Raw genomic sequence first — 14,169 nt, forward strand, 5'->3', positions numbered from 1 at the left:
CTCTCCTAACGGTAAATCTGGTTGAGAAGCGTGGTGATCTGCTCGGCCTGCTGGTCGAGCGACCAGGAGAGCCCGAGGTAGACGGCGAGCATGAGCCCGGCGAAGAGCGCGAAGATGCCCCAGTTGGGAAAGCGCGAACGGCGCCCGTGCTGGCCTTTGACGACATTGGCGAGCGGGTGCGTAAGGGCTTCGTCGGGGGCATCGTCAAGCGCGGCGAGCTGGTCACCCAAGGCGCGCACGATCTGGTCATACTCATCGCGCCCGTGGCTCATCACGCGGTAGCGCCCCTCGAAGCCCAAACACAGGCAGAGGTAGATGAACGCCAGCATGTCGCGGTAGCGCTCGGGCTCTTGCTGCAAGCGGGAAAGGATCGAGAACACCTTCTCGCCGCCCCAGGTTTCGTTGTGAAAGCGGGTCAGCAGCGAGTGCTCGGCCCACTTGCTCTGGCGCCCCCAGGGCATGCCCATCACCGCCTCATCGATGAACGAGCAGAGCACATAGCGGTAAGCCAGCAGCGTCGGCCGGTCGTAGCCCTGTTCGGTCAGCTCGATCTCGATGGCAGCGATCTCATCGACTACCTGGCGGTAGAGGCGCTCGATGTCGCGGGCGCTTTCGAGTTGACGCACGCGCACGACCATGCCCAAGAGGCTGCTGGCCGCATCGACCAAGGGGTTCAGGTTGTGGCCGCGTAGGCGAAACCAGTAGTCCTCGTCGGCATTGAGCTGCTCGGCGTGGCTATGGATCAGGTGTTCGAGGCCCCGCTCGTTGATCAGGTCCTCGTGGCGCCCCTTGTCGCGCTGAACGCGGGGAAAGGTGGCGGCGGTCTCTTCGGAGGTCAAATACTGCATGGCTTAACTCCTGATGGCCCAGAACTGCATTTCCAGCCCCGGGAACTCTCCGGCGACGTGGAAAGCGAAGCCGCTGGCGCCGTCGAGCATGCTCCACGCCTCGCTCTGACGGTCGAGTTGGAAGTAGGTGTAACCGGCGTGATACGGCAGCTCACGCGGGGCCACCGGTAGCGGTTCGAGCGGTACACCGGGTAGCTGCAGGCTGATGAGATCGCGAATGCGCTCGACGCTGGCCACCTTGGTCTGCTGCTGGAACAGTTTGCGCAGCCGTTCGTTGGGCATATCGGCGCGCACCGCCAAAATGAACTCGGCACTGCCGATCAGGCTGACATCGGAAAGCGGCGCCACCAGCAGGCCAAAACGGCGTGATTGCAGCTGGATCGCCACCGCGCGCGGTTCGAGTACGGTCGAGAGCGCCTGGCGCAACATCTTCATCAGCGGCTGGAAGGCCCGCTCGGGATGGTCGTGATCGTAGGTCGGACACTCCGGCGGCAGGCGCGACTCGTCGGTAAAGGTGACCAGCTCGCAGGCGACTTCGTGCATGGTGTCGTAGAGCCGCTCGGGGTGCAGATGCCCCAACCGGGCCAGGTGCTGAAAGCGCGGCTGGGCGCGATTGAGTAGCTGCAGCAGCATGAAGTCGGCGACATCGGCGACGCCAGCCTGGTTGGGCGTGGCCAAGCGCTGGGCGATATTGCGCGCGCGCTCCCGCATGAGCCCAGCCATCTCACCCACGAAGCGCTGCAGCCCGGGAGCGGCCTGAACGTTCAGCAGCGTGGGGAGAAAGTGCTCGTCGAGCACCAGGCTGCCATCCGGGCGGCGCTCGATGATGCGCGCCACCGACAGGCAGGCGTAGCCGCTGCGGTCCTCGCTTTCGAGCAACAGCTGCGGCGATACCCGCGCCACGTCGAGATCGGCCGAATCGCCCTCGCGCGAGTGCAAATCTCGCACGCTGCGGGCGCTTAGCCGGTAGCGCGCAGGCAACTCGTCGCCGGGCCAGCGCACTTCACCAACGCCGTCGGTCGCCAGCGGAATGCCCAGATAGACGACCTGATTGGTAACGCTGGCATCAGCGATTTCGAGCGCCTTGGGTTCGAGATCGTCCTCCGGCAGGTTGAACGCCGTGCCATCGGGCATCACGCCGCTGGCGCGGCCCAGGGCAATGCGTCCAAAGCTCAGAAACTCGTGATTGAGCTCGAGACTGAGAAAGCCATAGAGGTAGTGGCTTACGCCTTTGAGGCGCGTATCCAATAGCGCCTCCAAGCTGCGTTGCTGCTGCTGGAAGTGCTGGGGCTTGATGAACAGCCCCTCGCTCCAAACGACGCGATTACGGCTGCTCATCGTTCATTCATCCCTAGTGCGGCCGAAAGCGCTGACTCCGAGCGCGCCTGCGATTCAATTTCTTCGGTACTAACGTCTTCGGTACTAACGTCTTCGGTGCTAACGTCTTCGGTGCTAACGCCTTCGGCGCTAGCATCTCCGGCTGTAGCGTCTCCGGTTCTAACGCCCCCGGTTCTAACGTCTGCGGTGCTAACACCTTCGGTTCGAAGCTCCACTTCGTTTTCACGCAGATGCAGCAGCAGATGGTAGTGCTCGGCTTGGCTGCGCACGCGCACCACCTTTTTCCACTCGGCTTCGTTAGGCGTGGCGTAGAAGGCGATGACGCCGATGTAGCGCGTCTCTGGATCGATCTCGAAGGGCTCGTAGAACTTCCACTGCCCTGGCAGCAGGGTGAAGTCGTCGTGAGTGAGGTAGTTGGTGCCCAGAGCCTCTTCTAGATCGCGCTTGAGCTGATCGAGATCGGCCGCCATCAGCATCGAGTCGTCCTTGAGCTGCAGCACCTGAAAGCGCACCGGCGTGCCCTCGCCTTCGAGGTTAGGGTTGGCGTTGGGCTCGGCGATCATGCTCAAGTCGACAAGCGTCGGGCGCTCTTCGGGATAGCCGACCGGAATCGACGGATCGCGAATGACCTGCCAGGTCTTGCCCGCCGTGGTACAGCCCGCCAGCAGTAGCGCCAGCAACGCTAACGCCAGCAGGCGCAGAAGCCTTGTGGGCATCTGCAACGAAGGTGTCGCCTTCACGGTAAGCAACTCGGGGGTCATAGGCCCTCCCGCTGCTGACGCCGCACGGAGTGGTCGTAGGACTGCTCGAAGACTTCCCAGAAAAGCTTCTTGAAGCCCTGCTGGCGCCCGGAGCTCAACTCACGGTAGTAGTGGTGATACATCTCCCAGGCCCAGCCGTTCTCGTTCTCGTTGTCGATCCGGCTGCTGGCGCCGCGATAGGCGTGAAAACGCTTGCTCAGCGCCTCGGGCGAGAAGGCATCGAGAATGGTTTCTAGCGCCTGGTCGATGGCCTCTTCGACCGCCACCTGATGCTGGCCCTGATGGCGCAGGCACTCGGCCACGGCTTCGGGTGCCGAGAGATGCACGGGGCTACGCTGGGCGGAGAACAGCGTTTCGGCGGTCGCCTCGACGCCCTGGCCCAACCGCAGCGGGTTGTCTTCGATGGGCTGCAAGCGACGATCACGCAGCGGATAGCGGCTGTCGCTTTGAGCATGGTGCAGCGTGATCAGACCTTCGAGGGCGGCGCGCAGCGTAAGCCCTGCCTCTTCGAGAAACGCCTGCTGCTCTTCGCTATCGCGAAACGGCAGGTCCAACCCCAAACCGCGTAGCAGCGGGTCGGCACCGACGTGCCCCAGCGAGCGACCAGCGGGTTTTTGCCAACGGTCTTCGAGCTGCTCACCGACGGAGCGCTCCAAATCGTTCAATTGCTGTTCATCCATGCCACTGCTCCTCTTGCTGGCGGGCGTCGTGCCGACGCGCGTGTGGGTCTCGATAGTGGGGTAAGAAGGTGAAGACGCTGCCGCCGCGCTCGCCTGCGGCCGTGCGCGGGCGTAGGACGGCGGTCGCAGTGAATCGTCTGGGGTAAAAGTGGCGTGCTCGACGCGCTCTCCCTGGATGTCGGGCAGTTCCACGGCGGTATCGCGGCGCGCTTGCTGGTGCCACTGCACTCCCTGGTTCGGGCGGGCGTAGGGCATATCGTCGAGCGTTTCGATGCTGCTGTGAACGGCATCACCGCGGTTCAAGGCCGTCATCGGGTCGTGCTGAGCGGCGCCTGGCGTCACCCCGCCGAGCGCGTCCATAGGGTCGTCCTGAACCGGGGCAGGGTTGAGTTCGATCTCGTGCTCGCCGACCCTTGGCCGCATGTCATCGACTACCACGTCGTTCTCTTCGCCCATCAGCGTGCCGAGGGGGTGGATGCCGGGCGTTTGCGCCTGGCGATCGCCCAGGTGCACGCGAAGACGGTACTCGCCGATGAGGAGCTCGTCGCTGTCGCGCAGCGCTACTTTGCGGTCACGCCCAAGCGGCAGAGTGGCGTGATTGATGAAGGTATGACCGCTGCGGTCGATCAGGCAGAAACGCCCATCGATGCGGATAAGCTCGGCGTGGCTTGGCCGAATGCGCCCGGCGTGATCCTGTAAGAGCCAATCGTCATAAGGGCTGCTGCCAAGTGTGCCCCCTTCATCGAAGAAGACGTGGCTACTGGTCGAGCGCCCTTCTAGCCGGTCACTGTTGACCACCACCAGGGTGATCGCCGTCTGTTGCGTGGGATGCATGGTTCAACTCGCCATCTGAATACGGACGCAGCGGCGTCGCGAGCTGCCTTCGCCGTGAGGGTCCACGAAGGTGGTCCACCCCAACTGGCAGGAGCCCTCGTCGCCGAGGCGCATGGGTTTGACTTCGCTTTCGAGCAGTTCGAGTTCCAGGTCGTAGGCCATGGGTTCGCGCAACACGAAGCTCACCAGGGTCTTGAACGCCGCGTGTTCGCAGCCGTCGGGAAGAAAGTCGCGAAAACGCTCGAGACTCAAGCCGCGCAGGCAGATCGCGAACTTGCCTTGAATGTCGGCCACGCGTGACCCGGAGACCATATCCTCGCCCAGCGTCATGCTGCTGGTCCCTGCTCGGCTGCGCTGGTCGAGAGGAATCTCCACCCAGCGGTGCTGCCACTGGTCGATGTCGACCCTGGCGATGTCGAAGCAGTGGCTAACGATGCTGCTGACCACCTCGGGCGAGCGCGAACGCCCGGCCAGAAGCCCGGCATAGGCCAGCATCTTGCTCCAGTTGATCGGCGTTTCACCGCGTAGCTCGTCATCGGCGAGGCCCACCAGGGCGAAGACCGCCGCCGAAAAACCGTCGCTGGCGCTGTCACGGTAGCGCACGTAGTGGCGGTACTTGCGCCAGCCCTGATGCAAGAGCCCAAGCAGGCGGTGGTTGAAGAAGTCGAGAAAGTCGCCGGTGGCGCCTTCGTTGTGCGCGGCTTCGTGAGCCAGCGCTTCGAGGTAATAGCCCGGCAGCGGCGACTGCGACCCCTGCAGGCCAAGAAAGCTGACCTCCATCTCGTACTGGGTCTCGTGCTGGCTTTGCGCGGCGGCGCGTAGCGAAATAACGTCACTGCCGGGAAAGCCCAGCGACGCCGAGGCCCGGTAGCGCACACGCGAAAGCGCGGGCACGCTACCGCCAGGCCGCTGCTCCAAATCATCGCCGTGATGACGGTGCAGCAGCTCGACCAGATGAAAAAAGTCGTAGCGTCGGGCGCGGTGAATGACCGGCGCGAGCGCTACATCAGGGGCTGTTGGCCCGGCTGCAAGGTCCATGCGTAGCGCTCTTGGTTATGCCGATTGACGACATGCAGTTCGTGAAACGAGTTGATGCTGGCGTAGAGCGAGAAAAAGCGCGCCAGCACGCTGCCGAACAGGTACAAACTGCCTTCGTCGCCAAAGGCGTCTTGATCCAGGGTCATCACCGAGCGCAGCCCACGAATCGGCAAACCACGCCGCAGGCGGTCGACGGGCTGGGTTTCGATGGCGACAATGCCGGCCAGGCGATTCTGGGCGATGCGCTCGGCCTGACGGTCGATGCGCGCGCGAAAATCGTAGGCTCTGAGAACCGAGCAGAGCGCATCGCGGTGAAGCAGCGATAGATAGTTGAGCGACAGGTTCGAGATCAGCGTCCATAGCAGCCGATCATCGAGCGCCGGTCGCAGGACGGGGGTAGGCCGAGTGATATTGCGAAAATCGGCGAAGGAGGGGCTCTCCTCCGACGGCTCGCAGATATCACCGATGGTCAACTGCTCAGGAAGCTCGCGGTTGCTGCAGGTTAGCTGCAGCGAAATGGTTTCCCGGCGATCGAGGTAATCACGCTCGTCGCCGCGAATGAAGGCGATGTCGTGATCAAAGCCGTCGCTGCGCAGGCTATCCTTCACCCGCACGCGGTAGAAGCGCGACTCGTGACCGCGGTCGTGCTCGATCTGGTGCTGAAAACTCTCGAAGGGCACGTAAGCGCGCGGCGCATCCTGGGCGCTGCCCGTCGCGTTCTCGAGCCGTCCTTCGACGCGATCCACGCTGAACACCTCGAAATGCCCTGGCCTGCGGCTATTGGGACGAATGCGGTATTCGCTACGCTCACCGTTCAAATCGATGGGCTCGCCATCGTGCTCGAAGAGATTGATGGCTGGCGTGCAGTAGAGCGCCAAATGCTCGTCTTGCACGCGAGCATCGGCGGGCAGCATGCGCGAAAACGTGAAGCGCAGCGTCATGCGCTCGCCCGTTGAGTTCGGCAGATACTCTCCCAAGCCCTTGAGATCGAAGAAGTGAAAGGCCTCAGGAAAGCAGAGGTACTCCTGCAAAATGCGATAGCCCTGGTGGACGTTGCGCGGATAGGGCAAAAGCGCCTCGTCGTGCTCGAACCCTACGGTTTGTAGCAGGCGCTTGGGCAGTTGCTCGCACCGTCCGTCGATCTCGAGTTCGAGCCGTTCCAGGTAGTGGTTGAGCCACAAATAGAGCGTACGCGCAGTGTAGCCATCTCCCCCCAGGTAAAGGCGCAGCGTATCGAGCCCGATCAGCGAGAGCGGCTGGTCACCGTGCACCGCCATGGCGAGCTCGACGACCGAGGACTCGCGGGTATGGCGCGCGTCGACCCCGGCGTGCTCTAGCGGCAGAAGATCGACCGCATGGCAGGTACGAAACTGACACGCGGTTCCCTCGACCGGGGTACTGGCAAGCTTTGCACCCCGCTCCACCCGCTGGCGCTGACTCAAGGAGTGCCAGGTCGGGGTGAACTGCATGATGGTCATGCTCGGGACCGGGCGCAGGTAGTTGGGCCAAAGCGTGCCGATCAGCGAGTGGGTAAGCTCGGGAAACTCGTCCTCGACTTTTTCGCGCATGCGTCCGGTGAGAAACGCAAAGCCTTCGAGCAAGCGCTCGACGTCCGGGTCGGTGCTGCGCTCGGAGAGAAAACGACTCAACCCTGGGTTCGCCTGGGCAAACTCGCGCCCCTGGCGTTTGAGAAAGTTGAGTTCATCGCGGTAGTAGCGATTGAGCATGAAGGCCTCACGAATCTTGTTGCACGAACCTTGGTGCACGAACCTTGGTGCTTAGTGCAACTCATGCCATCGATATGCGCTCAGTTCACGCAGCGGTAGCGCTTGTTGTTGAGCAGCAGATCGATGGTCGTTTGCGCGCTATCGCGGCCCAGAGCAATAGTGACGTGCACCTGAAAGCGCAACTGCAAGGGGTCACCATCGTTAGGTAGCGGCTCGACTTCGGCGCGCTGGACGCGCGGTTCGAAACGCTCGATGCACTGGCGAATGGCGTTTTGGATATTCAACTTCAGATCCAATACGCCAATGGTGGCGTCGTTGAAGTCCAGCAACCCAAGCTCCGGCGCGCAGGCGCTGTTGCCAGGGTGGCTATTCAAAAGATCGACAAGATGCCGTTTGATCGACTCCACGGCGTCGGCGAGGCGGTCATCGAACGCGCGCGAGGCGTCGTTCACGGCCGCCTCGGGCGACAGCGCCAGGCGCTCGAACAGTCGACGACCGAGGAGATCACTACTGCCAGTTGCCATCCGTGTGCCCGCCCGTTATTCCTTATCGAGACGACCGACCAGCGAGAGCTCGAAGTTGGCTCCCATGTACTTGAAGTGCGGGCGCACCGCCATGGAGACCTGGTACCAGCCGGGATCGCCCTCGACATCGGAGACCTGGATGGAGGCCGCGCGCAGCGGACGGCGGCTGCGCACGTCGGCCGGCGGGTTCTCCTGATCGGCGACGTACTGACGAATCCAGGTGTTGAGCTCGCGCTCGAGATCTTGACGCTCTTTCCACGAGCCGATCTGTTCGCGTTGAAGCACCTTCACGTAGTGCGCCAAGCGGTTGATGATGAACATGTAGGGCAGTTGGGTGCCGAGCTTGAAGTTGGTCTCGGCGGCTTTGCCTTCGGCGGTGTTGGGAAACACCTTGGGCTTTTGCACCGAGTTTGCCGAGAAGAAGGCGGCGTTGTCGCTGCCCTTGCGCATGGTCAGGGAGATGAACCCCTCCTCGGCCATTTCGAACTCGCGTCGATCGGTGATCAGCACCTCGGTCGGAATCTTGGCCTGGAGCTGGCCAAAGGCTTCATAGGTGTGCACCGGCAGGTTCTCGACGGCGCCGCCGCTTTGGGGGCCGATGATGTTCGGGCACCAGCGGTACTTGGCGAAGCTCTCGGTCAAGCGCTCGGCTAGCAGGTAGGCGGTATTGCCCCACAGGTAGCGGCTATGATCGTCGCTGACGTTTTCGCGGTAGTTGAACGTCTTGACCGGGTTCTCTTCCGGATCGTAGGGCGTGCGTAGCAAAAAGCGCGGCGCCGTCAGGCCAAGGTAGCGCGCGTCGTCGGATTCGCGTAGCGAGCGCCAGCGGGCGTACTTGGGCCCCTCGAAGATCGCCTTGAAGTCTTTGATGTTGGGCAGCTCTTCGAAGCTGTCGATACCAAAGAACGAGGGTGCCACCGAGGAGAGAAACGGGGCGTGCGCCATGGCGCCGACGGCAGCGGTGTACTGCAAGAGTTTCATGTCCGGCGTGGAGGGCGAGAAGTCGTAGTTACCTACGATCCCGGCAATGGGTTCGCCGCCGAACTGGCCATAGCCCGAGTTGTAAACGTGATGATAGAGCCCGCTTTGGCTGATCTCCGGAGCGAACTCGAAGTCATCCAGCAGCTCCTCTTTGGTGGCGTGGAGCACGTCGAGCTTGATGTTCTCACGAAAGTCAGTGCGGTCGACCAGAAGCTTCAAACCGCGCCAGGAGGACTCCATCTTCTGGAAGTCTTCATGGTGAAGAATTTCATCGACCTGATGGCTGATCTTGCGATCGAGCTCGACGATCATGCTGTCGACCAGCCCTTTGTTGACCTTAGGCGCCGCCGAGTCGTCGTTGAGGAGTTCGCTGATGAACGCCGCAACACCCTGCTTGGCAACATCGTAACCTTCATCGGCGGGCGCCATACGCGTCTGCGCCATGACCTGATCGAGTAACGAAACTTCTGATTCGGTCTCGACCGCTGCGTTTTTTTGCTGTGCCGTCTTGCTCATGGTGACATCCCGAGAATGTGCGATTTCCAACGTATGACGCGCCTATGGGCCTGCACCAAAGGTGCGGCCTCATCATCGAGCATCAACGTTGAGGGTAAGAAGTTTGCGTAACGCCTACTGGCCTTTTGCGCCGTCGCCGTCGAGTAGGGCCAGCTCATCGAGCAGTTGCTGGCGCGCTTCGTCGCTTTCGAGCAGCTTCTGCAAGCGTTCACGAAAGGCCGGAACGTTGCCCAGCGGCCCTTTTAGCGCGACCAGCGCTTCACGTAGCTCGACTAGCTTGCGTAGTTCGGGAACCTGCTTCGCCACCGCATCGGGAGAGAAGTCGTTAAGAGACTTGAAGTTAAGATCGACGACGATGTCTTCCGGCGCATCGCTGTCGTTCTCTTCGCGCAGCCGATTGGGAACGCTCGCCTGCAGGCCAAGTCCCGCTTCGCGCATCACCGACTGGAAGTTGTTCTTATCCACCGATACCGCTTGGCGCTCTTCGATGGGGGTTTCTTCTTCACCGCCTTTGAAATCACCTACCACCAACAGCTTGAGCGGAAGTTCGGTTTCGCCCTTCTGATTGCCGGCCGCGGGCACGTATTTAATATTGATGCGCTCTTTAGGCGCGACGGTCCCTTGTTTTGCCATAATGCAACACCTCGGAAAGATCAACCAAGTAAAGTGAGAGACTTTAGCGATCACAAAAAGGTAAACGAGATGAGGACATGATGCCAATGCGGCGTAGCAGAGAGAAACCCTGGGTCAAATAGCGCCAAGCAGCTAAGTCAACATAAAATCACCATTTAGCCTCAACTTAATAGCATTTAGCTACATTTAGTCGCACGAAAAAAACCTAATTTTAATTTGTAAGAAATATCTTACAAAAACTATGGTCAATCTCTTATAAAAAATTTTGCCTTTTGCTTACATCAGCTCCAAGTGAAACCACTTCTAACGTCAAATCAGAACATCGCTGCTGATGATTTGATCAGATTTTCTTTAACACAATGTTTCACTTGATTCACTACTACACAAAAATATAAAAAACAAAATTTTTTGTTACGCCAACTAAAGATCGAGCATTTACTTATGCTAAAACGAAATAAACCTAAGCAACTCTTTGCCCAGTCGAGCAAAGAGTTGCTTAGGTTCAGGCAATGCTTTGCCCACCGCCTATACCCCATTGGCGCATAAAAATCGCAACCGATTGAAATAATATATTAATTTTTAATTGGCACGACGATTGCCCTATGTCAGGTGTCATCGTGACATCTTTCACTTCTCGTCAAGGAGCAGATCATGCCAACACCATGCTATATCAGCATCGAAGGCCAGACGCAGGGCAACATCACCGCCGGTGCCTTCACCCCCGACTCGGTGGGCAACATCTACGTCGAAGGTCATGAAGACCAAATGCTGGTGCAGGAATTCAAGCACGTCGTAACGGTACCGACCGACCCGCAATCCGGCCAGCCCTCTGGCCAACGGGCGCACAAGCCGTTCGTCTTCACCGTAGCGCTGAACAAGGCCGTGCCGCTGATGTACAACGCCTTGGCGTCCGGTGAAATGCTGCCCAACGTCGAGCTGAAGTGGTATCGCACCTCGGTCGAGGGCAAGCAGGAGCACTTCTTCACGACCACTCTGACCGATGCCACCATCGTCGACATCAACCTGCGTATGCCGCACGCTCAGGACATCACCAAAGCCGAGTTCACTCAGCTGATGGACGTTTCCCTGGCCTACCGCAAGATCGACTGGGAACACACCGTTGCGGGCACCTCGGGCTCCGACGACTGGCGCGCCCCCATCGAGAGCTAATGGCCCGCGCCCTCCATCAGGGCCTACGCCATCCAGCTACGAAAAAGCCTTCTCGCCATAGCGGGAAGGCTTTTTTAGTGGCGCACGCTCTGGAGTGCTTGCAAGAGGACCTGTAAGAACGCCTGTGTCGTGCCAGCGATAGGCGTTAGGCGCTAGACGAAACGCCCAAGCCCTACGGCAGCCCGCAGCTTTTCCATGCTGGCAGCGGCCTGTTCGCGGGCGCGCTCGGCGCCTTTTTGCAGCACGCTCTCGATGTAGCCTGGGTCTTCCATGAGGGCGTTGTAGCGCTCGCGCGGCGCTTCGAGGTGAGTATTGAGGTAGTCGAACAACTGGTTCTTGGCATCGCCCCAGCCGATGCCGTCGGCGTACTGCTGGCGCATCGCGGCCACGTCCTGGTCGCTGGCGAAAGCAGAGTAGATCTGGAACAGGGTGCAACCGTCCGGGTCTTTTGGCTCGCCGGGCTCCAGGGAGTTGGTCTTGATCTTGCGCACCAGCTTCAGCAGTTTCTTCTCGGGGGTAAACAGCGGAATGGTGTTGTTATAGCTCTTGGACATCTTGCGTCCATCGAGCCCTTTGAGCACTTCGACTTTTTGATCGACGACCGCTTCAGGCAGAGTGAAATACTCACCTTTGAACAGATGGTTGAAGCGCCCCGCCATGTCCCGCGCCATCTCGATGTGCTGAATCTGATCGCGTCCGACCGGCACTTTATGGGCATTGAACATCAGAATATCAGCGGCCATGAGCACGGGGTAGCCAAAGAGCCCCATGGTGATGCCGCGATCCGGATCCTGATTGCCCGCCTCTTCGTTCTCCGCCACCGCCGCCTTGTAGGCGTGGGCGCGATTCATCAGCCCCTTGGCGCAAACACAGGAGAGAAACCAGGCAAGCTCCTGCACCTCGATGAGATCCGACTGGCGATAGAAGATGGCGTTGTCGGTATCAAGCCCCAGCGCCAGCCAGGTCGCGGCGATCTCCAGCCGGGAGGCCTGCACGCGTTCGGGGTCCTGGCACTTGATCAGGGCGTGGTAGTCGGCCAGGAAGTAGAACGACTGCACGTTGGGATCCTGGCTTGCCTCGATGGCGGGCTTGATGGCACCGACATAGTTACCCAGGTGGGGCGTGCCGGTGGTGGTGATCCCCGTGAGAACGCGGGTTTTTTGAGTTGCTTGCATGAGAGGGAATCCGGCTGGAGTAGATCGACGATAAACGGCCAAAAACAATACGCTATTGTACCGCTATTGCCAAACTGCCCGCCTGTACTCACGTTCGCCTTCGACAACGTCTTCGACGCGCACGAAAATCGGCGCGCTGGCTGCGATGACGCCCGCGCTATCCTCCTCCGCCACCGCCCCCAGCGTCATGATCCAGGCGTCTCCATCGATGCGAATCGGGAGCAGCAAGCACCCACTCTGTTCGCAAAGCGAAGGCGGCCGCTGCGACTTGGGCTCGGCGATGGCCTCGCGCCAGGTTGGAGCGTCGTCATCCTTATCTATCTCTATCGCTCCGTCCCAAGAGAAGGTACCGAAATTCGCCTGCGCATAGTAGGCGGCGCGCTCGGCGCGCGCCTGGGCCTGGACTAGCGCGCCGTGACTCCCCGCCAGCCGGCTGGTGACCATCGCGGCCTGTAGGGTCGCAAGCCCCAGCGCCAAGGCGCCCACCAGCAGGATTAACACCAGCAGCAGCGCCGCACCCCGCTCGCGAGAGGGTGCGTTGAAGGCATTGTGCGTACGCATACTCGGCGTCTTCATGGCCTTGTCGTCCAGGCATCGAGTGCCGCCTGGCGATGGCTTACGTGAAGCGTTAGCGCCTGCTCGCCTACGGGTAAAAAGAGCGTCAGGTAGGTTGGCGTCGCCGTGGTAACCAGGTCGTCGTCGTAGGCGCACTGCCCACCAAAGTGCTTGGGCGAGCTTTTGAACGTCACCACCGGCTCAGGATTAGTGCCCGTTTGATGGTCGCGCAGCGTGCAGCTGCACTCCTCGTTTAAATCTTGCGTCTCATGCACGGGCTTGCACTCCAGCGAGTAACGCGGGTCAACACTTGCGTATGCGCCGTGGCGGCGGTAGTCGTCGACCACTACCGAGGCGACGTAGACCAGCGCCTCCTGCTGCCGATTGACTTCGCCCACGTGACGGTACGCTTTGAGCGAGGCGAGCAGCAGCTGCCCCGCGCCCAGTACGATCACCGTACCAATCGCTAAGGCGATAAGCAGCTCCAAAAGCGTAAAGCCCTGCGATGCCCGTCTCATGGGGCCCCCGGTAACGGCAGTTGATCGGGTAAAAAGACGCTGTAGCTTAAGGGAGTGCTCGGCTCTACGTTGGACGCCTGCGGCATGATACTGATATCGAAGCGGCAGCCTTGGCGAGTCATTGCGCCACTGCCGTTGGCCAAGGCGGCGGGGGCGTTACTCTCCTCGCCACTCCCATTACGGTTGCCATAGAACCAAGCCCGCTGCCAATCGGCTTCTAGCGCGCTGAGGGCAATGGTGTAGCAGCCGCCATGCTCGGCAAAGGCCGCCCACAGCCGCTCTTGAGCATCGATGGCCGCCAGATGAGCGTGGGCATCGCGATAGCCCTGCTCGGCCGCGTTGAACGCCTTCAACTGCATGGCGGCCACACCCAAAAGGCCAACGGCCAGCAGCGTCAAAGCAACGAGCGCTTCGATCAGGGTAAAACCACGCTGACGTTCAATAAAAACGTTCATGGCCAGCACGCCTGGGGCAGGCGCTCGCCCGTTAGCGTCAGCACGATGGCATCGTGACAGCCATCTTCGCGGGCGGTCGTGGCGACCACGCGCGGCACGGTAGACGTATGCTCCAAGCGTATTTGGTAGTGACCAGCAGGTGAGCGCGCACTGATGGCGCATGCCGCGTAGCTCAGGTGACGAGCATGACAGCGTTCGAGTTCGCTCGCCGCGCTCAAAAGCCCGGCGTGGGCATCAGCGCGAAGGGAACGTTCGAGATGGCGGGAAAGGGGCGGATAGGCGATCGCGGCAAGAAGGCTCACGATCGCCACGGCGATCAACAGTTCGATCAAGGTGACGCCGCGCTGGCAGCGCGTCATGCCAGCGCGGCGAGGACACGCAGGATACACCGAGCCGCCCTCCTGTAGTGATCACGG

15 protein-coding genes are annotated in these 14,169 nt (G+C 60.8%); 1 reads left to right on the forward strand and 14 read right to left on the reverse strand.

The window, feature by feature from the left end; genetic code table 11:
* Nucleotides 1-5: 5 nt before the first annotated feature.
* From icmH to tssB, 9 genes are all read right to left on the reverse strand, one after another.
* Nucleotides 6-848 carry a type IVB secretion system protein IcmH/DotU gene (icmH, locus tag LLY24_RS16010; protein ID WP_259037311.1) on the reverse strand — a complete coding sequence of 281 codons (843 nt, stop codon included), beginning with the start codon at nt 846-848 and terminating at the stop codon, nt 6-8.
* Between the two features lie 3 nt (nt 849-851).
* On the reverse strand, nt 852-2,186 hold the full coding sequence (gene tssK / locus LLY24_RS16015; RefSeq protein WP_259037312.1) for a type VI secretion system baseplate subunit TssK: 1,335 nt from the start codon (nt 2,184-2,186) through the stop codon (nt 852-854).
* Nucleotides 2,183-2,947, reverse strand: coding sequence for a type VI secretion system lipoprotein TssJ (tssJ, locus tag LLY24_RS16020; RefSeq protein ID WP_259037313.1), 765 nt, complete (start codon nt 2,945-2,947; stop codon nt 2,183-2,185). Before tssJ ends, tssK begins: the two co-directional genes overlap by 4 nt.
* The gene (tagH, locus tag LLY24_RS16025; RefSeq protein ID WP_259037314.1) at nt 2,944-4,461 is read right to left on the reverse strand and encodes a type VI secretion system-associated FHA domain protein TagH; all 1,518 of its coding nucleotides are present in this window, start codon (nt 4,459-4,461) and stop codon (nt 2,944-2,946) included. The genes tssJ and tagH overlap by 4 nt, the downstream gene beginning before the upstream one ends.
* A 3-nt stretch (nt 4,462-4,464) precedes the next feature.
* A complete protein-coding gene (gene tssG / locus LLY24_RS16030; RefSeq protein ID WP_259037315.1) occupies nt 4,465-5,499 on the reverse strand; it encodes a type VI secretion system baseplate subunit TssG in 1,035 nt (344 codons plus the stop codon).
* Nucleotides 5,463-7,226 carry a type VI secretion system baseplate subunit TssF gene (tssF, locus tag LLY24_RS16035; protein ID WP_259037400.1) on the reverse strand — a complete coding sequence of 588 codons (1,764 nt, stop codon included), beginning with the start codon at nt 7,224-7,226 and terminating at the stop codon, nt 5,463-5,465. Before tssF ends, tssG begins: the two co-directional genes overlap by 37 nt.
* A gap of 80 nt (nt 7,227-7,306) precedes the next feature.
* Complete coding sequence (tssE, locus tag LLY24_RS16040) at nt 7,307-7,750, reverse strand: type VI secretion system baseplate subunit TssE (protein ID WP_259037316.1); 444 nt, start codon at nt 7,748-7,750, stop codon at nt 7,307-7,309.
* 15 nt (nt 7,751-7,765) lie between these two features.
* A complete protein-coding gene (gene tssC / locus LLY24_RS16045; RefSeq protein WP_259037317.1) occupies nt 7,766-9,247 on the reverse strand; it encodes a type VI secretion system contractile sheath large subunit in 1,482 nt (493 codons plus the stop codon).
* Nucleotides 9,248-9,361: 114 nt separating this feature from the next.
* Nucleotides 9,362-9,880, reverse strand: coding sequence for a type VI secretion system contractile sheath small subunit (gene tssB / locus LLY24_RS16050; protein ID WP_259037318.1), 519 nt, complete (start codon nt 9,878-9,880; stop codon nt 9,362-9,364).
* Between the two features lie 651 nt (nt 9,881-10,531).
* On the opposite strand from tssB, the gene LLY24_RS16055 reads away from it, so the two are divergent.
* Complete coding sequence (locus LLY24_RS16055) at nt 10,532-11,050, forward strand: Hcp family type VI secretion system effector (RefSeq protein WP_259037319.1); 519 nt, start codon at nt 10,532-10,534, stop codon at nt 11,048-11,050.
* Between the two features lie 152 nt (nt 11,051-11,202).
* On the opposite strand, the gene LLY24_RS16060 is transcribed toward LLY24_RS16055, so the two are convergent.
* The 5 genes from LLY24_RS16060 to LLY24_RS16080 form a co-directional block, all read right to left on the reverse strand.
* Nucleotides 11,203-12,225: a tryptophan--tRNA ligase gene (locus tag LLY24_RS16060; protein ID WP_259037320.1), complete on the reverse strand. Its 1,023-nt coding sequence runs from the start codon at nt 12,223-12,225 to the stop codon at nt 11,203-11,205.
* A gap of 63 nt (nt 12,226-12,288) precedes the next feature.
* On the reverse strand, nt 12,289-12,801 hold the full coding sequence (locus LLY24_RS16065) for a hypothetical protein (protein ID WP_259037321.1): 513 nt from the start codon (nt 12,799-12,801) through the stop codon (nt 12,289-12,291).
* The gene (locus tag LLY24_RS16070; RefSeq protein ID WP_259037322.1) at nt 12,798-13,298 is read right to left on the reverse strand and encodes a prepilin-type N-terminal cleavage/methylation domain-containing protein; all 501 of its coding nucleotides are present in this window, start codon (nt 13,296-13,298) and stop codon (nt 12,798-12,800) included. The genes LLY24_RS16065 and LLY24_RS16070 overlap by 4 nt, the downstream gene beginning before the upstream one ends.
* Complete coding sequence (locus tag LLY24_RS16075; RefSeq protein ID WP_259037323.1) at nt 13,295-13,753, reverse strand: prepilin-type N-terminal cleavage/methylation domain-containing protein; 459 nt, start codon at nt 13,751-13,753, stop codon at nt 13,295-13,297. The genes LLY24_RS16070 and LLY24_RS16075 overlap by 4 nt, the downstream gene beginning before the upstream one ends.
* On the reverse strand, nt 13,750-14,142 hold the full coding sequence (locus tag LLY24_RS16080; RefSeq protein WP_259037324.1) for a type IV pilin protein: 393 nt from the start codon (nt 14,140-14,142) through the stop codon (nt 13,750-13,752). Before LLY24_RS16080 ends, LLY24_RS16075 begins: the two co-directional genes overlap by 4 nt.
* Between the last annotated feature and the right edge of the window lie 27 nt (nt 14,143-14,169).

Origin of the sequence: Halomonas dongshanensis (assembly GCF_024790395.1) — a bacterium.
In the GTDB taxonomy this organism is placed as follows: domain Bacteria; phylum Pseudomonadota; class Gammaproteobacteria; order Pseudomonadales; family Halomonadaceae; genus Vreelandella; species Vreelandella dongshanensis.